The following is a 24,672-nucleotide window of genomic DNA, read 5'->3' on the forward strand; positions in this document are numbered from 1 at the left end:
CAATAGGCGGGTAATGCATCAAGCAGACGGAGGCGTTCCAACAGTCCAAGGAAAACACGCTTCCTACCTCAAAAAGACCAGTTAGAAAGAAAGGAGAAAAAGAAAAAGCCCTTTAACGGCACGTTAAAGGGCTTTTTGGTGGTCGCGCTAGGAATCGAACCTAGATCAAGAGCTTCGGAGACTCCCATACTATCCGTTGTACTACGCGACCCGGTAAGGAATGGCAAAACTAGGCAGAAAACCACCTCTTGCCAAACGTACTGAGCGTTTTTCTGCAAAATCCTGCACCCTATTTTAGTAACCTTCCGCGCATCAGTACAGTTAGCATACTCATCTGTTCTTTCATTGAATCTGTTTTTATGGCTAGCACCGAAAAGAAAACCTTGTATACCGCCGAAGCCACTGCCATTGGAGGCCGTAGCGGGCACGTTCGTTCTACTACCGGCATCATCGATTTGGATATGTCGGTGCCCGAGGGACTGGGTGGAAAAAAAGGAGCCACCAACCCTGAAGAGCTGTTTGCTGCCGGGTATTCTTCCTGCTTTCAGCAGGCATTATTGGTAATTGCTCAGCGTGCCGGCGACCGGCTTGACCCCCAAACGGAAGTAAAATGCTCCGTGGCGCTTTTCCAGGAAGGTGAAGGCTACGGTTTGTCGGCCGTACTGGACGTAGACTTGAAAGCCTTTGACCGGGAGAAGACCATTGAGATGGTGCGCCAAGCCCACAAAATTTGTCCGTACTCGGTAGGTACCCGTGGTAATATGGAAGTAGAGTTGCGTGTGCAGGGCGAAGTAATTCCGGTGCAAGCAGAAGAAAACGCAGGTGTGGCCGAAAAAGGCGCCGGATAATATATAGCACAACCGCCAAAGAACAACGGCCGGCTACTTGTGAGTAGCCGGCCGTTGTTCTTTGGCGGTTGTGCCTATTGTTTGCTGGTTAAGGGGCTACAGCGCCGCCCGATTTTGCCGTCATTACCTCGGTTGTGGTGGGAGGGGCATAGAAAGTAGCGGCCGAGTTGGTGTAGCGAATATTGTGAATGGCCTCAGTGCGCTGAAAAACCACCGGCTTATGCGCGTGCGTTGGTACTAGCATCAATCCCGTGCGGGCCGACTTCACTCCGTAGCGGTTATCCATCACCGTATCGAAGTAAAACAGGTATTGATTAACCCACTTGTAATAATACTTAGCCTTGGAGTTGGTCGAAGTCAGCACCGTCAGATCTTCCCGCTCAGCAGCCAAGGCCTGTTGCAACTCCACTGCATTCAATGGGGTACCGCCCAGCATAGGGATAATATCGGCCTGTGCATCTACCATCACCCATTTACCCATATCCGGCAGCCACGCCTCCGCCAAGGCATGGCCAGCTGCTGAGGCGCGCGTTTGTACGTCCGCTGCTTTCAGGTAGAGCGGGCGGGCCGGGATGCCAACCGCGTTGAAGGCGGCCGCCAGAACTAAGCCATACTCCACGCACTGCACCTGTTGCCCTGCCTGTGCCGCTTTGAGAATCGCAAAAGGGTCCTGCGACTTAAACTGCTTGTGCCCATCGTGCTCTAGCCGAAAATGCACCCACTGGCACAAGGCCCGGGCCCGGCCCAGGTCGGTGGTTTCCTGCGCAATTACTTCCTGTAGTCCAAACATTTCCCGAAATCTGGTCAGGTACGCAGAGTTGGGAGAGCTGAACTGAAACGGGTAGGCCACTGGGTCAGTGGACGTGAGGTAGGGGAGTGCCGGGCTGCTCAATAGCTCCGAGGGCGACTGCCCCACTGCGGTAAGGTGGCACCCGAAGGCCAGCAAAATCAGCGTAAACGTCTTAGAATGCATAGGCTCAGGAAAATGAATTGCTCTTAACGCAGGCTATCCGGCTGAGGTTGAGGGGAGAGCAGCAAAAAGCCCGCCCGGTAAAACCGGGCGGGCTTGGTAAGTAAGCAGTATTTGGGCGGAAAGCCTACGAAATGCCTTGCTCCGCCAGTACTTCTTTCACTTTCTGGGCGGCATCTTTCAGCAGCACAGCCGAGTACACCTTCAGGCCACTCTCATCGATGATGCGGGCTCCTTCCTCGGCGTTGGTGCCTTGCAGGCGCACGATGATGGGCACGTTGATGGTACCGATGTTCTTGTAGGCCTCTACCACGCCATTAGCCACCCGGTCGCAGCGTACGATGCCACCGAAGATGTTGATGAGGATAGCCTTCACGTTCGGGTCCTTCAGGATGATGCGGAAACCAGCTTCCACCGTCTGGGCGTTGGCTCCACCCCCTACGTCGAGGAAGTTAGCGGGCTCACCGCCGCTCAGCTTGATGATGTCCATGGTAGCCATGGCCAGACCGGCACCGTTCACCATGCAGCCCACGTTACCGTCCAGCTTCACGTAGTTCAGGTTTGAGGCCGAGGCTTCTACTTCCAGCGGGTCTTCCTCGTTGGTGTCGCGCAGCTCCACAAAATCCTTGTGGCGGTACAGGGCGTTTTCGTCAAGGGTTACTTTTGCATCTACGGCCAGAATCTTGTCGTCCGAGGTTTTCAGGACGGGGTTGATTTCAAACATGGCCGAGTCGGTTTCGTCGTAGGCCTTGTACAGGGCCTGCACAAACTTCACCATCTCCTTCTGCGCGGCGCCGCTCAGGCCCAGGTTGAAGGCAATTTTAGCGGCCTGGAAGGGGCGCAGACCCACGCGGGGGTCTACATGCTCGCGGTGGATTTTCTCGGGGTGCGCCTCGGCTACCTCCTCAATGTCCATGCCGCCTTCCGTGGTGTAGATGATAACGTTCTTACCGGACGTACGGTCCAGTAGCACGCTCATGTAGAATTCTTTGGTTTCCGACTCGCCGGGGTAGTACACGTCCTGGGCTACCAGCACTTTGTGCACCTTGCGGCCTTCGGCGCCGGTTTGCTTGGTTACCAGCTGCATACCGATGATCTGGCCGGCAATTTCTTTCACCTGCTCCAGGTTTTTGGCGAGTTTCACCCCGCCCCCTTTGCCACGGCCGCCGGCGTGGATCTGAGCCTTAATTACGTGCCAGCTGGTGCCGGTTTCTGCGGTCAGTTTTTTGGCAGCTTCCACGGCTTCCTCGGCCGTGTCGGCCACGATGCCTTCCTGCACACGCACGCCGTAGCGCTTCAGAATTTCTTTGCCCTGATACTCGTGAATGTTCATAGAGTCAGTTAAGAGGGGTTTCGGGGTGGTTAACTAGGCGCGAAAGTAGGCAGAAAAGAGTTGATAGTTGCTGCCCCTTTGATTTTGCCAGCCGCAAGCCCTACCTACGTTTGGCTGGCCGCTGAACGGAAATGCACCGGGCTCGTACGCGCTACGCGCTACATTGCGTAGATTTGCTTCTGAACCTCCGGCTCCACTTTACTTTTAGTCCGTTTTGCTGCAAGCCATCAACGTCCGCAAAAAATACAACACGCTGGAAGTCCTTAAGGGCATTGACCTCACGATTGAAAAATCGGAAATCGTGTCCATCGTCGGGTCGTCGGGAGCTGGTAAAAGCACATTGCTGCACATTTTAGGTACGCTGGATAATCCTGACTCGGGCGAAGTGCTGTTTGATGGCGAATCCGTCAGCTCCCTGGGCCGCTCCGACTTAGCTCGATTCCGTAACCGCCACATCGGCTTCATCTTTCAGTTTCATAACCTGCTGCCCGAGTTTACGGCCCTGGAAAATGTGTGCTTGCCGGCTTACCTGGCAGGCCGCTCGGAAAAGGAAACGCGCGTGCGGGCCCGCGAGCTACTTGGGATGCTGAACCTGGAGCGCCGCGCCGACCACAAGCCTTCGGAGATGAGCGGGGGCGAGCAGCAGCGCACGGCCGTAGCCCGGGCGCTTATCAACTCCCCGGAAATCATTTTCGCCGACGAGCCCAGCGGCAACCTCGATTCGCAGAACGCTCAGGAATTGCACCAGATCTTCTTTCTGCTGCGCAAGGAGCTGGGCCAAACCTTCGTCATTGTAACGCACAATGATCAGCTAGCCGAAATGGCCGACCGCAAGATTACCATGAAGGACGGTAATATCTGGGAGGGCTAGTGGCCGCTTAACTGCGTAGGAACAAAATCGTAACCTGTTGGGTTTACTTGAGCACCTGGGCCTTGCGCTCAGGTGCTTTTTTGTGCTCCGGCCACGCGCCCGAACTGCTCCGGGCCGTGTATCGTAACCCGCTGCCCCGTTACCGGAACGAGGCAGCGGGTTTCTTTTTTCGGGCCAATGAGCAGCCAAGTGATGAATACTATGAGCCGGAAAGAAGACCTGAAAAACTAAAAAACAGCTTTGGCTAATTATTTTAGAAATAATGTTTGTAAGTGCTTGATAAACAAGGATAAAATTTACTTAAAAAGTGAATCGTTTTTGCACCTTTTCAGGGAGGCAGCCGTTATATTCACGTAAACAAATACGGTACTACAGGACACTAACGGAAAGACGCCATGAGCGAAGCAACTAAAATCACCAAAGAGCAGGTTCGTAAAACCAAAGTGGAGAGCTACGACATCTCGCGCTCCGATGAAACGCTGCATCTGGCGACGGACCTAGCTAAATTCATCAAAGACAATAAACTCAGCACCACGGTGCAGGGTAAGGAGTTTGTGAACGTGGAAGGCTGGCAGTACGCCGGTTCGCGCCTGGGCATTGTGCCCATCGTTGACCACGTCATCAACGTAAGCAACGAGCAGGAAATCAAGTACCAGGCCAAGGTTACGTTATTCGATATGCGTAGCGGCCACACGGTAGGGGCGGGCTTTGCTATTTGCTCTAATAAAGAGCAGGGCAAGAAGTTCTATCAGGAGTTTGCCATCATGAGCATGGCCCAGACCCGGGCCATTGGCAAAGCCTACCGCAACATTCTGGCCTGGATTATTCGGGCAGCTGGTTACGAGCCTACGCCGGCCGAGGAAATGGAGTATGGTGGTAACACGCCCGCCGTGCAGCCGGCCATGCAAGTGACGCCATCGGCTGCTCCGGCCGCCATTGCTGCCGAGGCGCCCGCGCCCATGAAAGCGGTAGCCGCTGAGCCAGCAGCTTCGGATGCTCCAGCCCTGGCGTACGCGTCGGCCTCGCAGAAGGAGGAAATCATCCGGCTGCTGAACCATCCGCTCATCACGCGCCCCGAAAAGACCAAGATGCTCCTCAACATCAACCGTCTGGACGAGGAGCGGGCCACGCAGGCCATTGCCAAGCTGAAGAAGGCCATTGACGACCGGGAGAATGGTACAGCCGCTGCTGCTTAACTCCTTCTGCACATAGCACGGAAAGCCCGTTGCCATCTGGCAGCGGGCTTTTTTTGTGCTGGCTGACCCGTGTACAATTTGCGCGCCGCCGGGCGTTGCGTTTCAGCGGCCGGTTCTGCGGGTTCAGGCGGCCCTTCTGCCGCTTGGGCAACCCGGAGTTGCGGGCGGGCACCTGGGCGTGCACCTTAGCTGCCGAACCTTTCACTGCACCCCGGCTATGTTCCATTCTCCTATCGGCCTCGTTCATTTGGTAAGCGCCTTGCTGGCTATGGTGGCCGGGGCCGTTGTGCTGCTCAACCGCAAAGGCAGCCCGTTGCATAAGCGGATAGGCTATTTGTACGTGGCGGCCATGCTGGCTGTAAATGCCACTGCTTTCTTTATCTACCGGGTTACGGGCCATTTCGGGGTGTTTCATTGGTTTGCTTTGGTCAGCCTGGCGTCGATGGCCGGCGGTATGGTGCCAGTGCTGGTCCGCAAGCACATCAGCGGCTGGATTTACTGGCATTACTACTTTATGAGCTGGTCGGTGGTGGGGCTGTACGCGGCATTCTGGGCCGAGACGTTTACCCGTGTGCTACCTATGAGCCGGTTCTGGCCGGCGGTAGTAGTGGCTACGGCTGGCACAATGATGCTAGGTACCGTGCTAATCCGGCGTAACGCGGCTCACCTGCTGCCGGTACGCCTGCCAAAAGCGGCCGGGTAGTAGGAGGGAGGCAGACTCAGGCGTTACTTTTGCGGGCTATGCTGCCCCCCACCGATGATATTCTGCACGTACTGCGCCAAACCTGGGGGCACACGCAGTTCCGGCCTTTGCAGGAGGATATTATTCGCTCGGTACTGGCCGGACAGGATACTTTGGCCTTGCTACCCACGGGCGGGGGTAAAAGCATCTGCTTTCAAGTACCGGCCCTGGCCCGGCCGGGGCTGTGCCTGGTAGTGTCGCCGCTCATTGCCCTGATGAAAGACCAAGTGGAAAACCTGCGTAAGCGGGGCATCAAGGCTGAAGCGGTATATGCCGGCATGAGCCACCAGGAAATAGACCAAACCCTGGACAATTGCGTGTACGGCCCGGTAAAGTTCCTTTATGTAAGCCCTGAGCGCTTGCTGACGGAGATGTTCCGGGCCCGGGTGGTGAAGATGAAGGTGAGCCTGCTGGCTATTGATGAAGCGCACTGCCTCTCGCAATGGGGCTACGACTTCCGCCCGCCTTACCTACGCATTGCCGACCTGCGGGAGCTGCTGCCGGGCGTGCCCTGCATTGCCCTCACGGCCACGGCCACCGAGCAGGTCCGGCTGGATATTGCGGAGAAGCTGCAGTTCGGGCCCACGCACCGCGTATTTCAGCAGAGCTTCGCCCGGCCCAACCTCTCGTATTCGGTGCTGGCTACCGAGGACAAGCTGAAGCGGCTGCAGGAAGTGGTGCGGGGTGTAGGGGCTGGCAAAACCAGCATTGTATACGCCCGCACCCGCCGCCAGACCGAGGATACCGCTGCCTACCTGCTGCAGCAGGGCGTGGCCGCCGCCGCCTACCACGCCGGGCTGCCCTCGGAGCAGCGTAGCCGTGTGCAGCAGGACTGGATGCAGAACCGGACGCGCTGCATCGTGGCTACCAATGCCTTCGGGATGGGCATTGACAAGCCCGATGTACGCTTAGTAGTGCACCTGGATGCGCCCGATAACCTGGAGGCCTACTACCAGGAAGCCGGCCGGGCCGGGCGCGACGAGAAATACGCCTTTGCCGTGATACTGCAGGGTCCCAACGACGCCGATGAGCTGCGCCGCCGCACTCAGCAGAGCTTTCCGCCCCTGGATACCGTGCGGCGCGTGTACCAAGCCTTGGCCAACTTCTCGCGCACGGCGGCCGGCGGCGGAGAGCTGGTGGCCTTCGACTTCGACATTCAACAATTTGCTGAAACCTACCGGATCAGGGCCCTGGATGCCCATAATAGCCTGCGGATGCTGCAGCGAGAGGGGTTTGTGCAGCTGAATGAGGCTGTGCACAACCCTGCCCGCGTGCATATCCCCATCGACCACACCGACCTGTACCGGTTCCAGGTAGCCAACGCTCAGCACGATAAGCTCATCAAAAGTTTGCTGCGGTTTCACGGGGGTGAACTGTTTGCTGGCTTCCAGCGGATTTCCGAAAACAGCCTGGCCCAGCACCTGCGTCTGAGCGTAGTGGAGCTGCGCCGTACGCTGCTGTTTTTGCACCGCTCAGGCATCATCCACTACCAGCCCCGCCACGATTCGCCCCAGGCGTTTTTTACTACACCGCGCTTCGACGCCGATAAGCTGCCCTTGGAGCAGAAACGCCTGCAACAGCAGCGCGACTTGGCCGTGCATAAAACTGAGTTCGTAATTCGGTATGCGGCTGGGGGGCACTGCCGCCAGCAGCTACTGCTGGAGTATTTCGGGGAGTTGGATGCCCCCGCTTGTAACGTCTGCGACTGGTGCCTGGCCCGCAAAAAGGCCCGTCAGGAAGCTACTCCGGCCCCTGAGCTACGGGAGCAGATACTGCAGCTAGTTCGAGCCACATCCCAAACACCCCGCGAAGTACTCGCCCACTTTGCCCCAGGTCAGGCAGTGCCGGTTACAGCGCTGCTGCGGGAGCTGGTAGAGCTGGGGGAGCTGCGCTACGCGGCGGATGGGCGGTTGATGAAGTAGGAGACTATAACGTGTAATTGTCATGGCTAAATCGAGCACGCAAATCCGCTTTGACAATTTGGTTTCCGGGAAGCTGTGGCCGTTGTTTAAAGAACTTGACTACAAACGCCGAGGGAATAATTTTCGGCAGTACTTCGCAGACGAAGGGTGGGGGCGTATTCTGAACGTGCAGAAAAGTGCCTGGAATGATCCTTGTAGCATTCAGTTTACCATTAATGTCGGCATCTACTTATTGGAAGCGGAGCGGGTTAACAACTGGGGCCGTGTTTCTGCCGAACGATTTCTGGAGCCCGATTGCCTGGTACGTAAGCGGATTGGGCGGCTTATCGGGGAAAAGCCGGATAGATGGTACGAATTGACTCCGGAGTCACCAGTTGATGTAATCGAGCAAGAGGTGCTGGCAGACGTCCGTGCTTATGCGTTGCCGTTCTTACAGCAGGTACAGTCGACGGATGATATTATAAGAGGGCTGTTAAAGGAAAAGTGGCCCAATGATGCCGATGGAATACGCGCTGCCTTCATGTATGGCTACCAGGTAGAAGCACTGCAATGGTTAGAGGTGGAATTAGCAGCCACTATCTACCAACACCGAAAAACAGATCTGCTAAAGCTGAAGACGCAACTGTTGTCCGGAGTATTATGAAATAAGTACAGACTACCGTACCGCCGGAGCTTGTACCTTCGGGCCGTTATGGTATCTACTTCTCCTGATCTGACCACTCGCCCCATTGGCGTGTTTGATAGCGGCATTGGCGGCCTCACGGTGGCCCGGGCCGTAAACCGCGTGCTGCCCCATGAGCGGCTGGTGTATTTCGGCGACACGGCCCACTTGCCCTACGGTGACAAAAGCACGGCCGCCATTCAGGCTTACAGCGTCAAAATCTGCGACTTACTGCTCAAGCAGCATTGCAAAGTCATTCTGATTGCCTGTAATTCGGCCTCGGCGGCGGCTTACGAGCTAGTGCGGGAATACGTAGGCTCTAAAGCCCGGGTGCTCAACGTTATCGACCCTATCGTGGCCCATATTGGGCAGCAGTTTGCGGGTCGTACCGTCGGGCTCATTGGTACCAAGCAAACCGTGAACAGTAACGTCTACCGCAAAAAAATCGATGATTTGGACGCAGGAGTGGAACTGCGCAGTCTAGCCACTCCGCTGCTGGCTCCCATGATTGAGGAAGGTTTCTTCGACAACACTATTGCCGGTAACGTCATCGAAACCTACTTGTCAAATCCGGTACTGGATACTATTGAAGCTTTGGTGCTGGCCTGCACGCATTACCCCCTCATCAAGCAGCAGATTGCCGAATACTACCAGGGCCGTACTGAGGTACTGGATGCTTCCGACGTAGTGGCCGCCCACGTTCACCAGTATTTGCAGAACCAGCACCTGGCAGCAGCGCCAAGCAGCAGTCCGCCTGTCCATCATTTCTACGTCTCCGATTTTACCCGCTCCTTTGAGGAAAGCACCCGCATTTTCTTCGGACAGGAAGTGCAGTTGGAGCATTATCCGCTCTGGGAGTAACCGCGCTTTAACTTTCTTTTGGTAGCAGGGCAGCTTTGCAAAAGGCTGTCCTTTGCTTTATGGTGCTGCCCGCTACTCGTAAGTGGCAGAATGCTAACGTATTTCGACGAGTAATAGTGTTGCTATGTATCGGCAATATGCAGTTTTACATAAAATATATTCAAAAAAATAATCTAGTTTTCTTGGACTATTCTATCAAATAATTACATTTATGCCGTCAAACTGTTTGAGCTCATCACAAACGGTTTCTTGTCTCTTATTGATCAGCTCCACTGGCCGCATATTTTGTGGCTGCCTACTCTCTATTGCCTTATGCGTCCATCCTCTAAGCGCAACACCGGTAAGAAAATGCCACTACCGCTAGTACTGTGGTGGCGGCCCTGGATGTGGGGGCTAAGCTGCCTGATACTCTGCTTACTTATCCATTCCGGGGCGCTGGCTCAGGCCGAGCGTAAACGGCCCGTGAGGGCCGATGCGCCTGCTAAAACTACTACGCAGGCGCCAACGCGAGAAGCCAAAGCTGGTGCCGAATCAGGCCGTAAGCTGGAGGAAAACCTACGGATGCTGTTCCGGCTAGACTCATTGCAGTCGGCTCGGCGCAAAGTCATTTCTGGTTTGGAAATCAGTGGCCTCGTGGTAGATCAATCCATTACAAAGCCTGGCCGTGATTTTTACGACCTGTTCTACAGCCAGTGGGAAGCCCCTAGCGAGGTGCAGGAATACACCATTACCATCGGAGAAAAACCCTTCCGGGCCACCAGTACCCTGCTCACCGTGCGGGTAAACGAGGCCGATTTATTGGAATTCCCACTGCAGCCTAGTTATGATTTAGTGCAAGATGCCGTGCAGGAGGCCATTGGCTACGTGCAGGACTACTTGGTGCAGCAACAAGCCCTAACGCGGCAGCTGGAAAAAGAAGGCCGCACCCAGCTGGAGCAGTTTTGATACCTCTTACCCGCCCGTTTCTCTCTACCTCTCACCTTCTTTCTTGCTGTATGAAATACGTATTCTTACTCGCATGTGTACTGTTATTACGAGTGGCCCCGGTCTGTGGCCAGGACCTGGTATATGAGCCGAAAAACCCGGCTTTCGGGGGCGGCAACACCTTTAACTACTCCTGGCTGCTGAGTGCTGCCCAGGCGCAGAACACCATTGATGACCCCGCCGCCGCGACGACGCAATCCATCTTCCAGCAGGATCCACTCAAGCAGTTTGAGCAAAGCCTAAATCAGCAGATCCTGAGTCAGTTGGCTCAGAAGCTGGTGGGCAACAAGTTTGGCGCCAGCAACCAGGGCCTGCAGGAAGGCGCCTACACGGTGGGCAGCTACCAAATTGTGGTAACGCCCAATGGGGGAGGGTTCAGTATTCAGATTACGGACTCCAATACCGGTAATCAAACCACTATTTCCGTTCCGGCGCTGTAACCGATAACTCTCCCTTGCTATGCGGTTTTTACTGTTTATCTGCCTGGCCGTAGTGCTGGCAGCGGGCGGCTGTGCGCCGTACTTTCATCAGCCCTTTACCACGGAGCGGGCCCGTTTGGGCGCCGAGGTGCGCGGCAACCAGGAGCTAACCCAACTTCCGGAGCCACCCACCGACCGGGTAGTGGTGGCCGTGTATAAGTTTCGGGACCAAACCGGACAGTACAAGCCCACACAAGGGGGATCCAGCTTTTCAACGGCCATTACCCAGGGTGGTACCAGCATCTTGCTACGGGCCCTGGAAGAGTCGCGGTGGTTTAACCCCATTGAGCGGGAGAACTTGGGCAATCTGCTCAATGAGCGTAAGATAATTCGGTCGAGCCGGGCCGAGTACCAGGAGCTTACGGGCCAGAAAGAGCCCATGCTGCCCTCTCTGCTGTTTGCGGGCGTAATATTGGAAGGCGGGATTATCTCCTATGATGCCAACGTAATAACCGGTGGGGCCGGGCTACGCTATTTCGGGGCCGGAGCCTCGGGGCAGTACCGCCAAGACCGCGTAACAGTATACCTACGCGCCATTAGCACCAGCACCGGCGAGATTCTCAAAACGGTTTACACCTCCAAGACAATTCTTTCCCAGCAGGTAGACGCCAGCCTGTTCCGGTTTGTGAATTTCAAGCGGCTGCTCGAAACCGAAACGGGCTTTACCTACAATGAGCCCACGGAAATGGCCGTGAAGGAGGCCATTGAAAAATCGGTGCAGGCCCTGGTGTACGAAGGTATTCGGGAGCAGCTGTGGGTGCCCCGTAACCCAGCCGACGCTAATGGCCCTGCGGTGGCAACCTACTTCCGCGAGAAAAGTGAGAACCGGGAGATTGATATTCTGGGCCGTACTCAGCATGACCGGCGTGGGCAAGTAGGCATTGGCCTTAGTGGAGCTACCACCCGCTACGTTGGTGACCTGAAACGTTCTCAAATCAGGGGTAATGCTGAGTTGGCCTTACGCTACCAACGTAACCCAGCCTCAAATCTGAGTACTGCCTTTCACTTGGGCTATTTCGAGTTAGCCGCTGGCGACTACTACAAGCAAGCTTTCAGCTATGCAGAGTTGGCCGCTTACTACCGGGTATTTCCCCGTGACCGATTTACTCCTTACCTGTGGGCCGGTGGTGGAGCCACTACTCAAAATCCGCGCAGTGGCGGCAATGCGCTACTACCACACGTGGCTGCTGGCCTGGGCGGCGAGTTCCTTCTGACTGATAGGCTAGGAATTTCTGTTGGGACAGATACGCGGTATTATTTTTCTGATAATCTGGATTTTGTAAGACTAGGCAAGTACAACGACTATTTCTGGACGGCCCGGCTTGGGGCAACCATTTACTTAGGAACTCGTGGTACCCGCCCTGGCTCAAGAAAGTAAACGGTCAGGCCTGCGGCTTGAAGCCCATACTCGTATAACTCAGCATATTGAAATAGCCCTACAAATGGGCTAATGAATTACGTGTTTCAATAATGTAATAATGTTGATAAATTTTTTGAATATTTTATTAATCAGGTCTTGACTTTTACTTTTTCCAGTATATATTTGTACTGTTCCTCCGGAGGGAACCAGTAATCATTCCCCAAAGTACCCTTCCTTCTCTAACCCATTTTTCCGTTTTCCATGAAAAAGTTATCTTTCCTCGTTGCATCAATGATGGTTGCTGGTGGTGCCTTTGCTCAGGGTAGCAACGTGCAATCTTCCACCCAGTCTGGTACTGCTAACCAAGTGTCTGTAAATCAGACGGGCTCGGGCAATACTGCTACCGGCGCCCAGAGAGACGGGTACAACAAATTGTACCAAACTCAGTCTGGTTCAGGCAACGTAGCTACGGCTGATCAGCGTGATACTTACCAGGAGGCCTATCAGACCCAGAGCGGCTCCTTGAACGAAGCCAGCGTAAAGCAGGGGGATAATATTCCGCTCGATGGCAACAGCAAAGCCTATCAGACGCAGTCGGGCAGCCGCAACAAAGCCGCTGCAACCCAGTTAAGCGGCTCTAACCTGTCCGTTCAGACTCAGGAAGGCACCCGCAACGAAGCCACTGTTTTCCAGAGCGGCAGCGAAGGCAACAAAGCCTACCAGACCCAGGTAGCCGCCCCGGGCTACCCCGGCAGCCCCGACCGCAACAAGGCCAGCATCTCGCAGGTAGGTGCCCGCAACACTGCCTCCCAACTGCAGCGCGGTATTGAGAATGAAGCTTCCATCATGCAAACCAGCGCCGACAACAGCGCTTCGCAGAGTCAGGGTGCCAACAATTCGGGTAGCTACCGGGCCAAGGCCAGCATTATGCAATCCAGCGCCGGCAACGTAGCCACCCAGAACCAGCGCCGCGACTACCACACGGCCACTATCGAGCAGTCGGGTACCGGTAACAACAGAGCTTACCAGGACCAGGATGCGCCCAGCGACTTCCTGACTCCGGGTAACACGGCCTACATCAGCCAGAACGGCGGTGGCAGCCACATGGCTTCGCAAACCCAGTTCGGCTCGGGTAACCAAGCAACCACCTTGCAGGGCGGCGTCGGCAACATGAGCACTGTATCGCAAACCGGCAATAACAACATTAGCTCTGTTTCGCAGAACCGCTAGTACTACGTGAATTTGGGAGATTGTTTCCAATCAGCCCAGCATACTAATAGCATCTCGCAAGACTTTCCGGGTCTGCGGGATGCTATTGCTGTTAAAAAATAAATACAATTTAAAGTGTATTTAGTAATAAAATTGATACATTTAATGTACGTTTCACCCCCACTCTGAAACTGGTTCTCATGAAAACGAAATGGTTGATTCTCACATCCTTGCTTCTGTGTTGTGCCGCTACCGCCAGCCAGGCTCAAACCAGCGGAGAGGATAACCCGGTACCAAGCCTTGTGCTGTTGCAGAATGCAGGAGCGGAGTTAAATGCCGCCGTAGCTCCGGCCTTACCGCTAATCAACAAGGTGATGCTAACACAAGTGGGCAGTGGCAACCAGGCCACGCTGCTGCAGACGGGCGTTAATAACACAATTATAGCCAGTCAAACAGGTAACCAGAACGTGCAGGCCGTAGCGCAGTCAGGCACGAGTAATACGATTAATACGACCATCGTGGGCAATGGTACTACTTCTACCATTAAGCAAAACGGGGCCTACAACTCAGTGGAGCAGGAGCTGCGCGTGGACAGCCGGCGGTACTTAGTGCAACAGATGGGTACCAATAACCAATTGGTGCAGCGTGAAGCAGGAGCTACCGCACCTCCCGGCTACGAAATCAAGATGCAGGGTAACGGTATCCGGCTTTCTATTGAGCAAGGGTCTGTGTATAAGCCTTAACCTAAGCTTGGGCCGGCAAGGGTACTTGCCTACTCATGTCGGCCCAAGTATCGTGTCTTTCAGCTGTAAACTCCTTCAACACTTGCTTCCATGATTTTCTTCTCTGCATATGCTTGGGTAGCAGCGGGCATGCTGTTGCTAGGCACCCCTCAACCTAATCCTACTGCTATGTGCCAGGCCAAGCTGGTTAGTCAGCTTCAAAATGGGGAACTCCAGATTACGGGTTATTGCCGAAACCAGACGGAGTCCCCGCTAGCGGCAAGCTACGAGCTGACGATGGAGCGGGAAGGCCGCTCCGGCAGTACGCACAACACGCAAGGGGGCCGCATCAATCTGGCACCAGCGCAGGAAGTGGCCCTTTCACAAACCACTATCAACTACCAGCCTACCGATGTATGTAGCATCCGGTTAAAGGTGTTTGACGAGCAAGGACAGTTGCTGGCCCAAGATTCCCTTATTCGTCGGCCGGATAGCCGCCCGTAATACATAGTCCTTCTCTGCTTCCTCTGGCTTAAAAATTCGCTTTTCCTATGTTCTCTTTGTTGCGCACTCAATTTCGTGCGGCTGTGTGGTGTATGGTATGTGTATGTATGTGGGCCTGCGAGGACACTACTGTGGAGCCGGCTCAATATGGTAATCTTACCGGTACCGTGCTTGACAGTAGGGACAATGCGCCGGTTGCTAACGCAGTAATTACCACCACACCGGCTACGTCATCCTTCACCACTGATGCGCAGGGAAAGTTTGAGCTGAGAGAAGTAGCAATTGGAAAGTATACGCTCAACGTCAGAAAAGCTGATTTTAAGACGGAGGCCGTAAATGTGCAGGTGAATTTGAATGCCCCCACAGATGTGCGGGTAGTGCTGGAAAGAGCCTCGGGAACTAACAGACGACCCAATGCGCCCTCCAACCCATTCCCGGCCGATCAAGCATCTAACCAACCCACTGCTCTGACGTTACGCTGGCGGGTTACCGACCCGGATGGGAAAAGTGACTCCTTGCGCAATGATGTGGTGCTCTACGAAAGTAACTCCCCTGCCCGGTTGCAGGTGCTTAATAATTCTCGGGATACGGCGGCGGCTGTTACCGGACTGCGCTACAATACTACTTACTTCTGGCAGGTAACCGTACGAGATAAGGCAGGGGAGGTAGTAAGGGGCGACATCTGGAGTTTCCGGACTCGTAGCCAGCCCGACAACCGGTTCCTGTTTGCGCGCACTGTTAACGGCAACACCGATATATACTCGTCTGACGAGGCCGGAACGAGTTTGTTGCAGCTTACCTCCTCGCCGTTCATTGAAACGGCTCCTCAGCTAAGCCCCAACCGTGACCGGGTAGCCTACACTTCCAATGCCACAGGGCAGTTCCAGATTTACACCATGAACCGGGATGGCTCTGACGTGCGTCAGGTAACATTGCTGCCGGTTGATGGCTACTTCAATATGGGAGTTGGTTACCGCTGGTCGCCAGATGGGTCCCAACTCCTGTATAGTAGTTATAACAAACTGTACAAGATTAATCGGGACGGTACTGGCCTTACGTTGCTGGCTACTGCTCCAGCCGACCGGCATTTCCGGGAATGTGACTGGACGGCCGTCGGCAACCGGATAGTGGTGCAAACGGTAGGGGTGAGCATTTACGACTCAGAGTTATATTACCTAAACGCCGACGGTTCTGGGTTCACGCAGGCGGTAGGCAACCTACCTGGCCGGCTCGATTCACCCTCTTTTAGTGTAGATGGTCGTCGGTTACTCTACACCCGTGATTTGGACAACTTCAATGATGGTACTGGCCGCCAGTTAAACTCCCATCTGATAACCCAAAACCTGGATGGGAGTGGAGTAGTGGACGTTTCGGCAGGGACAGGTACAACCGGCACTACTTCCGGCAAACCCGTAGGCTTCAATGATGTGGTACCGCGTTACGCTCCAGACGGCTCGAAAATCATCTTCGTGCAGGTGAATAACGTTCCACAGTCGATACCGGATATATATACAGTTGACTTGGATGGTCGGAATCGAATCCGCCTGTTCCAAAATGCCACGCTGCCCGACTGGAAGTAACAGGCGCAAAGCTCCCCTCACAAACAAAAGTGCCCAGGCAATATATGACTTGCCCGGGCACTTTTGTTTGTGACATTCAGTAGAAAAAGTACATATAGAAGCGGCTAGGCTATCATCGTATTTGTTTCGGAGACATTTTATTAAACTCATCCTCACATAGCTATTTCATTATCTCAAAGAATAATAGTAGCCTACTGCGACATATGTTGTAATTTTGTGAAAACTTCATTTGAAGACCTTGAATATAGAATATTTACTGTATTTATTCTGCATACAAGTAGAGTATACCTGTGAATATGAACGCATTTACGAGTAGGCAAAGTATTTTTGGCACGTGTTATGATGGTAAAGCAATGCACAATGCTCCTGCATCTTTGTTCATATAAAAGGTAATAATCCATCTTGGTAATGTTATAATCTATTCATGCATTTCACCGTATAGCTCCCCAAAAACCATCGGTTGCTAGCTTGTTAGTAGCCGCTACACCCAGAAAAAAACAATCTGAAACTTTTCTTTTACCATACTTTATGAAAAAGACTTACAATGCAGTCGAAAAGCAGCCTAGCTGGTTTCGATTATTCATTGCTTGGGCCTTTGTTCTGCTACCAGGTGCGGGCTTTGCTCAGACCTTTGTGGAACGGATGGGCACTACCGCAACGGAAGGCCAGACAGTAGATTCGTACGAAGCTAATCTAGGCTTTGACAATGACAATGAGAAGGGCTTCACGTATGCTACCACCGGCACTACCCCGCCCGTATTGTCTCTAACGAATGCCAGCACCGGTTCAGCAGGACCAAACGTGTATTTCGCTAACGTAGCAGCGGCATCCACCTTCACCATCAGCTCGGTTAGTACGGCCGGTTTCTCTTCGGCTTCACTTACGTTCTTGCTGAATGCTCCGGCTGGTGCTTTTGCAAGCAGTAACGTGGCTGCCAACAACAGCCGATTTCGGGTGCTGTTTGGTATTGGCACTGTTAACTCCGCAGGCACTGTATCATACGATTACAACAACATTCCCTACACGTATTCGGCTGGTTCTGCCGGTGGCTGGGGCACTGCTACTGTTACGTTGCCCGCCAATGCTGTCGGTAACCCCCTCGTGTCTATTCGGTTTTCCCGCGTAAACGTTACCAGTAATACTTTTGATTACCGACTTGATGACGCGACCCTGACTGGTACTACCACTGGGGTGGTCACCGCTCAGCCAAACAACCTTGACTTCGGTGATGTACAGGTGGGTTCTAACGGCACAGCCCAGGTTATTCGGGTGAGCGGCCAAGACCTGACAGGCAACCTGACGCTGACTGCTCCATCTGGTTATCAAATCCGGGCTTTCGGCTCGGGTACGTACGGTTCTTCGCTGGCTCTAGCCGCCAACAATGGTGTTGTACCTAGTACGCGGGTGCAGGTACGCTTTGTGCCTACGGCCGCCGGTGTAAATAACGGCACATTAGTAATTAGCAGCCCCGGTGTACCATCGGCCGAGGTTGACCTAACTGGTAATGGTGTTGTACCTACTCTGTCGGCCAATCCTGCTTCTATTGCTTTCGGCTCCGTTTTCGTGGGTCAGAGCTCTACTCCGCAGAACGTAACAATATCTGGTACCAACGTGGTATCTAACGTAACAGTAACAGCTCCCACTGGCTTCCGAGTACGTCGGACTTCTTCTGACAGCTATGCGCAGTCCATTGTGTTGACAGCTGCTGAGGTTTCGACTGGCTTTACCTTTCAGGCGGCTTTCCAGCCTACCACAGCCGGTGCGTATTCGTCTGCTATCAACATTACTACTCCCAACGCTTCTACTTCGGTGGCAGTGACTGGTCAGGCTGATCCTATTCCCACCGGGCCTTTCATTGTTGTAAATCCCAACTCATTGGATTTCGGCACTGTATCCGCCACTGGATCGGCCCAGACGCTTACGTTTGCTGTTAATGCAGGCAACCTGACTGCTCCACTGGTGCTTACGGGTTCTAGCAACAACATCGTATTCCGGGATGCCTCCGCTGGTGGCAGCTTTACAAATGGCCCATTGGTAATTGCTCCTTCGAGCGGCACGGTTTCTATCCGTAATATCGAAGTGCAACTGACCGGTCCAATTGCCAGCGGTCCTTTCACGGGCAGCATCACAGCCTCCAGCACGGGCGCTACAAACCAAGTGGTTACCATTACAGCGAACAGCACGGGTAACAACTCGGTAATCAATGCTTCGGGCAACCTGACGCTTTTCTCCACTGTACCGGGAGTTCCTTCCGATGTGCAGTCGTATACGCTGTCGGGCTCTAACCTGCTCCAGGATATTACGGTAGTTGCTCCCCAGTACTTCCAGGTATCGACTGATCCAAACTTCACGGGTATTTCTGGTACGGGTAATACTATTGTGGTAGCACGCAACTCGGGTCCCGATGTAACGGCCACCACTATTTATGTACGCTTCGTTCCTACAGATGCTCGTACTGTTTCCTCGCTAATTCTGAATTCTAGTCCCCCAGCGGTAAGACAAGGTATTCCAGTAGCTGGTACCAGTGAACCTACCATTCAGATTGTTAACGCTTTCCAAGAGGTAAGCCTTGTTGTACTCAATACAACTTCCGCTTCCCAGGCACTGACTATTAATGCACAGCGTGTATTGCAGCCAGTAACTATTTCCAAGGTGCTGGCCACTAACCCGCTGAATCCAGGCAACGCTCCGCAATTTGAATTGTCGCTTGACAATGTGACTTTCACAAACACGCTGACGCTGACGCCTAACACGACAACGTATACTATCAATCAGCAGATCTATGTGCGTTACAAGCCTACGTACCTGGGGACAGCACAGTCGACGCTGCAATTCCAGAGCAACGACTTCGCTAACAAATCAGTGCAGGCATTTGGCGCTAATGATTTGCTGTCAGGCCGTTCTATAGATGTTGAGCCAACTCTGCGTAGCACTGCCACGGTGACCCGCAGTGGTAGCACTGCTACGGTGACTTTTGACTTGCCTGCTAACTACGCCCAGCTCGGTTACGGTGAGGGTCGCTTGATTGTAGCCAGTACGAATCCTAATCTACCTGGAAGCAACCAGCCGCTTGATGGTAACTCGTATCAGACTGGTAACCAGACGTACGGTCAAGGTCCGCAAATTGCTCCTGGCTATTTCTCTGTGTATGCCGGTGCTAACCAGACGGTAGTAGTAGACGGATTGGATCTGGCCACCACCTATTATTTCTACACATTTGAGTACAATAATATTGACAATGGAGTAGGTGGGAATACGAGCGTAATCGGAGCTGAAAACTATTTGTCGCCACCAGTACCGAATACCATTCCTGGCATCATTGCTCCTTCGCCACTACCGGTTACGCTGGTGTCCTTCTCGGCTAAGGTGAAAAACAACCAAGTTGCTTTGAACTGGGAAACTGCTGCTGAGCTAAACAACAAGCACTTCGAAGTGCAGCGCAGCCGTGATGGTCGTTCGTTTGAAACAGTACTGATTCGCGAGGGCAAAGGCACTACCTCCAGCCGCACTGTTTACAATGAGGTTGACAAGAAGCCGCTGAACGGGGTGTCTTACTACCGCCTCAAGCAGGTTGATTTGGATGGCAGCAGCAGCTTCAGCTCACTGGTAGCAGTAAGCTTCCTGAACTCGGGTGATGTGACCATGTACCCTAACCCGGTTGAAGACCAGCTAACCATTGAACTGGGTGGCTCTACAGAAGGCGTAACGGCTGTAATTACCGACATGACCGGCCGCGTAATCAGCACGCAGAAACTAGGTGCCGACAGCAAGCTCAACATGAGCAGCCTGCAAACTGGTACTTACCTAGTAACGGTAGGTGAGGGAACTGCGAAAGTAACCCGCCGCATCGTGAAGAAATAAGCAATCAGCTTACTTAGTTAAAAATGAAAAGTGCCTCCCGGTAACGGGAGGCACTTTTTTTGTGGCTACTATTCTTAACCATTCCATAATAGACAACCCATATTTTAATCCGGCATGGATAGGACCTTTACAGTTGAATATATTGCTCTGAACCGTCTCCTCATCTGTTTACTCACCTTTTGCCAATGAAGCAATTCTACAGTTCCACCCCCGCCTCGTTATGCCGCCAGTATACATGGCGGTTTCTTTTTGCGCTAGTATTGCTGTTGCCGCTGGTAAGCTGGGGTCAGGCTTCTTTACCTACGTCGCATAACGGCCCATGGACTTCTGGATTGCCTGCTGGCTGGACCCAAAGTGCACTAGGCTCCGACTATTCAGGGAATTTAGGTACTAACACTACGGGCGGGTCTGCAAAATTCGATGATACGGGGGATATGCTCGTAATCACCGTCAACGGCATAGTTGGATCTCTTGGATACTATATTAAAGGTAACCCATCTTCTGGTACTACTGTTGGGACATTCTTAGTTCAAGAATCTTCGGACGGTAGCACTTACACCACTCTACGTTCAATAGTTAATCTATCTTCTACAACTGCTAATTATACAGATAATCCAAAGTCATCAAGTCGCTACATCCGATTTAACTATTCGGCAAAAACGAGCGGGAATATCCAACTTGATCAAGTTAGTTTAACGACATCCCCAACTTCTCCTTCACTTAATACTACACCTACAAACCTAACAAACTTCACGTATGTGGTCGGCAGTGGGCCGTCGGCATCCAAATCATTCAGCCTGGAGGGCCGTAATCTGACGAGCGGAGCTATTACGATAACGGCTCCCAACAATTACGAGGTATCAGGGGATGATGCTACTTTTAGTTCTGTTGTTTCTATTTCCAATTCGGGGGGCGTGCTGGCGGCAACTCCGATGTATGTGCGCTTGAAGGCCGGGCTGACAGCCGGTGCCTACAACGAAACAGTGACAGTTAACGGTGGCGGTACCACGGCTACTATAGCAGTGAGTGGTACGGTAGCTGCCGTTCCCGAACTTATGGTTACTCCCGGTAGCTTGTCGGGCTTTAGTACAACGGAAGGTTTAGCTTCGGCTAGTCAGACTTATGTATTGAAGGGCACTGACCTGACGAGTGGCGTACTAGTAACGGCTCCGGGCGGCTATGAAATAGCGCAGGGTACTCCTACCTCTCCGGGTAGCTACTCTTCCTCTTTTACCGTCAGTCAGAGCAATGCCACGGCCGGCCGCACCATTTATGTGCGCTTGGCTGCTTCTGCTACTTCTGGACCTTATGGTACGGCCTCGGCGCCTTTGCTGGTTACCAACACCGCCCTCAATGCAGCGACGAAAAACGTAGCACTTGATGGTATTGTAACGGCACAGGTGCCAGCCATAAAGGTTACTCCAGGCAGCCTGAGCGAGTTTACTACCCAAGTAGGTACGGCGTCGGCCACGCAGTCCTACGTACTCACACCCACGGCCCTTTCAGCTCCCATTGTGGTTACGGCTCCGACGGGCTACGCTGTATCCTTGACAACAGGTGGGCCATTTGCCAACAGCGTTGAGGCTCCGGCAACGGGTAGCACTACGGTGTACGTGCGGCTGACCGGGGCAGCTACAGGTTCTTTCGGGGGCGCTGTTACCAACGCGTCGGGCGGCGTCTCGCAGGATGTAGTAGTAAACGGAACGGTGAACCCAGCCCCAATAGCAGGGCAGGTGATTATCAGCCAGGCCTACGGGGGCGGCGGCAATAGTAATGCTCCGTACAATGCCGACTTCGTAGAGTTGCACAACGTAACCGGCAGCCCGGTGGCCATCGGTGGCTGGTCGGTGCAGTATGCCAGCGGTGCGGGCTCTAGCTGGAGCGTACTGGCAATTCCAGCCAATACTACGCTGGCCGCAGGAGCTTACTTTCTTATTCGAACCAGCAGCCCGGGCACAACCGGCGCCCCATTGCCCACGGCTGACCTGGTAACTAGCTTCACCCTAAGTAACTCAGATGGAAAAGTGGCGCTGGTTGGGAATACCACAGTCTTGACCGGCACCTGCCCAACCAGCGGTATCCTCGATTTTGTGGGTTACGGAAGCTCAACCAACTGCTACGAAGGAAATGGCCCCACGCCGGAGCCTAGTAATGCCACCGCCGTGGTGCGCCAAAGCGGTGGCTGCCTGGACACGGACAATAATGCTACTGACTTTGTAGTGGGAACTCCAACCCCGCGTAACTCCCAGGGGCCAGTGAACATATGCGCGCCGCAGCCGGAAATAGATGTGCTCCAAGCTAGCATGAATTTGCCGGCAGGTAGTACCGTAACGTTCGGGAACACTCCCGCGGCCTCCACCACCAGCATTGTGCTGGATATTCAAAACCGGGGCACTGCTCCGCTGGACTTAACGGGCCTGCCCATTGTAACGGTATCTGGGACTAATGCCGCCGACTTTTCTATTACCCAGCCTACCGTAGCCAGTGTGGCAGCGGGTAGCTCAGTGCAGTTCACAGTACTATTCACCCCCTCCGCAACTGGTATGCGCAGCGCCGTACTGAGTATTGCCAGCAATGACCTTGATGAAAACCCCTACCCCCTAACGGTGAGAGGCTCTGGCACTACTTCGCTGGCCGCTACGGCTACTGGTATGCTTCTGCTGGAAGATAACTTCACCTACCCAGCCGGCGACGACCTCAAAACCCACGGCTGGGTGTCCCAAGGCACTGGTTCGAATACGATAACCTTGGTAACGGGCAATAACGCACTGAGTGGTTACCCGTTGGGCCTGGTCGATACCACGACCACCCGGCGCGTGAAGCTGGTACCAAGCGGCGACGATTTGCACCGCACGTTTACGGCACCAACTGGCGCTACTACACTCTACGTGGCTACTACGGTGCGCGTATCGGCGGCTACCACCAACGGCGACTATTTCCTGCACTTTCTCGAGTCTGGGGATAATAGCTCTTTCCGCGGCCGGGTATTCGCAAAATCGGCAACCGGCGGCTACCAGATGGGGCTGTCCATAACGGGCATTGCAACGTACGCTAATCAGGTTTTTCAACTAAATACTACTTACCTGCTGGTTCTGAAATATCAGACAGTGGCAGGAGGGGATATTGCTACACTGTATGTGCTGCCAGCCGCATCCGCTACCGAGCCTTCGTCTGGACTGTTGTCTGTTACAGGCAACGATACTTACCCTACACTAAATGCCGTTGGGTTGCGCCAGGGAGGCAGCAGTGCCCCAACTCTCACCCTGGATGGCGTACGGGCAGCTACGGGCTGGGGCGCGACGGTAGGCCAGCTCGTCTTTAGCAACCCGGCTGCTACTATTGCCGCCGGCAGCTACCACAGCCTGACGCTGCAGAACAATGATGTGCTGACGCCGGTAGGAGCAATAACACTGGAAGGGCCGCTTACCCTGACCAGCGGCCTCATCAACACCGATGCTGCTAATACGCTCACGCTGCTGCCCACTGCCACCATCTCCTCGGCCTCTACGCTGGGCAGTTACGTGAATGGCCCTCTAAAACGCATAGTTGTACCGGTGACAACGCCGGTCAGTTTCGTCTTTCCCATTGGCAAGAATGGTAAAGCTCGGCCGGCTGCTTTATCCGTAGCTACGCAAACCAGCACGACTACTTATACCGCCGAGCTGTTCAACCAGTCGGCCCGCAATTCAACGCTTATGGCTCCGCTCACCCGTGTATCGGCTTTCCATTACACATCCATCTCTCCTGATGTGCAGCCCACTGGTTTCAACGGTACCGTTACGCTCAGCTTCGATACCGATGACCAGGTACATGACCCTTCCGCCGAGACCTTTGTTGTAGCCAAGCGCTCTACTTCTGCTGGGCCTTGGGAAAGTATTGGCCGTAGTGCCGGTTCTGGTGCTGCCTCACTCAATAATTTCGTGGCGGGCACGCTTACCTCTGGTTCTTTCAGCTCCTTCAGTGATTTTGCGCTGGCCAGCACCGACCCAGCCCTGACCATGAATCCGCTGCCGGTTACGCTGGTGTCGTTCGAGGCGGAGGCCGCGCAAACAAATGTTCGTCTAAGTTGGAGCACTGCTTCTGAACTCAATAACGTCGGATTTGAGGTGCAGCGCAGCACGGACGGTAAGGAGTTCCAGGTAGTGGCTCATGTGAAAGGCCGGGGTACTACCACACAAAGCCAGCACTATACCTTCCTCGATTCCAACGCGTCTGGTGAGCAGCTATACTATCGTCTCCGCCAGCTAGACGCAGATGGTAAATCGGCATACTCGGCGGTACGGGTTATAAACCGGCGCGTGGCCATCAGCCTGTACCCTAACCCGGTGCACACGGAACTGATGCTGCAGGCACCGGCAGCCACTCGGGGCACTTATCAGGTAGTAAATACCCTGGGGCGTGTGATGCTGCACGGAGTAGTTCAGGGTGCCACGCCCATACAGGTGAGCAACTTGCCTGCCGGCATATACCAGATAGTAATTACTACCGCTGCAGGACGTTTCGCGCACAAACTCATCAAGGAATAGATAGTGCTGTGCAGAAGCGGCTACCCGCAGTGAAAAGCCATTC

At 53.9% G+C, this 24,672-nt stretch carries 18 protein-coding genes and 1 tRNA gene; 16 read left to right on the forward strand and 3 right to left on the reverse strand.

Going from position 1 to position 24,672, the window contains the following annotated elements:
* Positions 1-136 precede the first annotated feature (136 nt).
* Positions 137-211, reverse strand: a tRNA-Arg gene (locus ROI90_RS13560).
* 148 nt (positions 212-359) lie between these two features.
* Here ROI90_RS13560 and ROI90_RS13565 point away from each other — a divergent pair.
* Positions 360-848 carry an organic hydroperoxide resistance protein gene (locus ROI90_RS13565; protein ID WP_315998887.1) on the forward strand — a complete coding sequence of 163 codons (489 nt, stop codon included), beginning with the start codon at positions 360-362 and terminating at the stop codon, positions 846-848.
* Positions 849-936: 88 nt separating this feature from the next.
* Here ROI90_RS13565 and ROI90_RS13570 read toward each other — a convergent pair whose 3' ends face one another.
* On the reverse strand, positions 937-1,821 hold the full coding sequence (locus tag ROI90_RS13570) for a transglutaminase-like domain-containing protein (RefSeq protein WP_315998888.1): 885 nt from the start codon (positions 1,819-1,821) through the stop codon (positions 937-939).
* 124 nt (positions 1,822-1,945) lie between these two features.
* The gene (gene sucC / locus ROI90_RS13575; RefSeq protein WP_315998889.1) at positions 1,946-3,151 is read right to left on the reverse strand and encodes an ADP-forming succinate--CoA ligase subunit beta; all 1,206 of its coding nucleotides are present in this window, start codon (positions 3,149-3,151) and stop codon (positions 1,946-1,948) included.
* Positions 3,152-3,365: 214 nt separating this feature from the next.
* Between sucC and ROI90_RS13580 the strand changes: the two genes are divergently transcribed.
* The 15 genes from ROI90_RS13580 to ROI90_RS13650 all read left to right on the forward strand — a co-directional run bounded on the left by ROI90_RS13580 (position 3,366) and on the right by ROI90_RS13650 (position 24,629).
* On the forward strand, positions 3,366-4,022 hold the full coding sequence (locus ROI90_RS13580) for an ABC transporter ATP-binding protein (protein WP_110979954.1): 657 nt from the start codon (positions 3,366-3,368) through the stop codon (positions 4,020-4,022).
* A gap of 395 nt (positions 4,023-4,417) precedes the next feature.
* Positions 4,418-5,218 (forward strand): hypothetical protein, encoded by an 801-nt coding sequence (locus ROI90_RS13585; RefSeq protein WP_315998890.1) that lies wholly within the window; start codon positions 4,418-4,420, stop codon positions 5,216-5,218.
* A 217-nt stretch (positions 5,219-5,435) separates the two neighbouring features.
* Positions 5,436-5,921 carry a DUF2306 domain-containing protein gene (locus ROI90_RS13590; protein WP_315998891.1) on the forward strand — a complete coding sequence of 162 codons (486 nt, stop codon included), beginning with the start codon at positions 5,436-5,438 and terminating at the stop codon, positions 5,919-5,921.
* Between the two features lie 38 nt (positions 5,922-5,959).
* Entirely contained in the window at positions 5,960-7,882 is a 1,923-nt protein-coding gene (locus tag ROI90_RS13595) for a RecQ family ATP-dependent DNA helicase (RefSeq protein ID WP_315998892.1), read from the forward strand.
* Positions 7,883-7,904: 22 nt separating this feature from the next.
* Positions 7,905-8,525, forward strand: coding sequence for a DUF4304 domain-containing protein (locus tag ROI90_RS13600; protein ID WP_315998893.1), 621 nt, complete (start codon positions 7,905-7,907; stop codon positions 8,523-8,525).
* A 48-nt stretch (positions 8,526-8,573) separates the two neighbouring features.
* Complete coding sequence (murI, locus tag ROI90_RS13605) at positions 8,574-9,404, forward strand: glutamate racemase (protein ID WP_315998894.1); 831 nt, start codon at positions 8,574-8,576, stop codon at positions 9,402-9,404.
* Between the two features lie 312 nt (positions 9,405-9,716).
* Positions 9,717-10,349 carry a CsgE family curli-type amyloid fiber assembly protein gene (locus ROI90_RS13610; protein WP_315998895.1) on the forward strand — a complete coding sequence of 211 codons (633 nt, stop codon included), beginning with the start codon at positions 9,717-9,719 and terminating at the stop codon, positions 10,347-10,349.
* A gap of 50 nt (positions 10,350-10,399) precedes the next feature.
* Positions 10,400-10,828, forward strand: coding sequence for a curli production assembly/transport component CsgF (locus ROI90_RS13615; protein ID WP_315998896.1), 429 nt, complete (start codon positions 10,400-10,402; stop codon positions 10,826-10,828).
* 19 nt (positions 10,829-10,847) lie between these two features.
* Positions 10,848-12,245, forward strand: a complete 1,398-nt coding sequence (locus ROI90_RS13620; RefSeq protein WP_315998897.1) for a CsgG/HfaB family protein — start codon at positions 10,848-10,850, stop codon at positions 12,243-12,245.
* Between the two features lie 243 nt (positions 12,246-12,488).
* The gene (locus tag ROI90_RS13625; protein ID WP_315998898.1) at positions 12,489-13,457 is read left to right on the forward strand and encodes a hypothetical protein; all 969 of its coding nucleotides are present in this window, start codon (positions 12,489-12,491) and stop codon (positions 13,455-13,457) included.
* A 179-nt stretch (positions 13,458-13,636) separates the two neighbouring features.
* On the forward strand, positions 13,637-14,179 hold the full coding sequence (locus tag ROI90_RS13630; protein WP_315998899.1) for a curlin repeat-containing protein: 543 nt from the start codon (positions 13,637-13,639) through the stop codon (positions 14,177-14,179).
* Positions 14,180-14,269: 90 nt separating this feature from the next.
* Positions 14,270-14,662, forward strand: a complete 393-nt coding sequence (gene csgH / locus ROI90_RS13635; RefSeq protein WP_315998900.1) for a curli-like amyloid fiber formation chaperone CsgH — start codon at positions 14,270-14,272, stop codon at positions 14,660-14,662.
* Between the two features lie 167 nt (positions 14,663-14,829).
* A complete protein-coding gene (locus tag ROI90_RS13640; RefSeq protein ID WP_315998901.1) occupies positions 14,830-16,242 on the forward strand; it encodes a carboxypeptidase regulatory-like domain-containing protein in 1,413 nt (470 codons plus the stop codon).
* Positions 16,243-16,710: 468 nt separating this feature from the next.
* A complete protein-coding gene (locus ROI90_RS13645; RefSeq protein WP_315998902.1) occupies positions 16,711-20,103 on the forward strand; it encodes a T9SS type A sorting domain-containing protein in 3,393 nt (1,130 codons plus the stop codon).
* A 1,055-nt stretch (positions 20,104-21,158) separates the two neighbouring features.
* Positions 21,159-24,629 (forward strand): choice-of-anchor D domain-containing protein, encoded by a 3,471-nt coding sequence (locus ROI90_RS13650; protein WP_315998903.1) that lies wholly within the window; start codon positions 21,159-21,161, stop codon positions 24,627-24,629.
* Positions 24,630-24,672: the final 43 nt, after the last annotated feature.

The organism is Hymenobacter endophyticus (genome assembly GCF_032464715.1).
In the GTDB taxonomy this organism is placed as follows: Bacteria; Bacteroidota; Bacteroidia; order Cytophagales; family Hymenobacteraceae; genus Hymenobacter; species Hymenobacter endophyticus.

What these genes read in the sequence shown, in the direction of transcription:
- ROI90_RS13565 (WP_315998887.1), top strand. Translation starts at nt 360, where the DNA reads ATGGCTAGCACCGAAAAGAAAACCTTGTATACCGCCGAAGCCACTGCC.
- ROI90_RS13570 (WP_315998888.1), bottom strand. Translation starts at nt 1,821, where the DNA reads ATGCATTCTAAGACGTTTACGCTGATTTTGCTGGCCTTCGGGTGCCAC.
- sucC (WP_315998889.1), bottom strand. Translation starts at nt 3,151, where the DNA reads ATGAACATTCACGAGTATCAGGGCAAAGAAATTCTGAAGCGCTACGGC.
- ROI90_RS13585 (WP_315998890.1), top strand. Translation starts at nt 4,418, where the DNA reads ATGAGCGAAGCAACTAAAATCACCAAAGAGCAGGTTCGTAAAACCAAA.
- ROI90_RS13590 (WP_315998891.1), top strand. Translation starts at nt 5,436, where the DNA reads ATGTTCCATTCTCCTATCGGCCTCGTTCATTTGGTAAGCGCCTTGCTG.
- ROI90_RS13595 (WP_315998892.1), top strand. Translation starts at nt 5,960, where the DNA reads ATGCTGCCCCCCACCGATGATATTCTGCACGTACTGCGCCAAACCTGG.
- ROI90_RS13600 (WP_315998893.1), top strand. Translation starts at nt 7,905, where the DNA reads ATGGCTAAATCGAGCACGCAAATCCGCTTTGACAATTTGGTTTCCGGG.
- murI (WP_315998894.1), top strand. Translation starts at nt 8,574, where the DNA reads ATGGTATCTACTTCTCCTGATCTGACCACTCGCCCCATTGGCGTGTTT.
- ROI90_RS13610 (WP_315998895.1), top strand. Translation starts at nt 9,717, where the DNA reads ATGCGTCCATCCTCTAAGCGCAACACCGGTAAGAAAATGCCACTACCG.
- ROI90_RS13615 (WP_315998896.1), top strand. Translation starts at nt 10,400, where the DNA reads ATGAAATACGTATTCTTACTCGCATGTGTACTGTTATTACGAGTGGCC.
- ROI90_RS13620 (WP_315998897.1), top strand. Translation starts at nt 10,848, where the DNA reads ATGCGGTTTTTACTGTTTATCTGCCTGGCCGTAGTGCTGGCAGCGGGC.
- ROI90_RS13625 (WP_315998898.1), top strand. Translation starts at nt 12,489, where the DNA reads ATGAAAAAGTTATCTTTCCTCGTTGCATCAATGATGGTTGCTGGTGGT.
- ROI90_RS13630 (WP_315998899.1), top strand. Translation starts at nt 13,637, where the DNA reads ATGAAAACGAAATGGTTGATTCTCACATCCTTGCTTCTGTGTTGTGCC.
- csgH (WP_315998900.1), top strand. Translation starts at nt 14,270, where the DNA reads ATGATTTTCTTCTCTGCATATGCTTGGGTAGCAGCGGGCATGCTGTTG.
- ROI90_RS13650 (WP_315998903.1), top strand. Translation starts at nt 21,159, where the DNA reads ATGGTTACTCCCGGTAGCTTGTCGGGCTTTAGTACAACGGAAGGTTTA.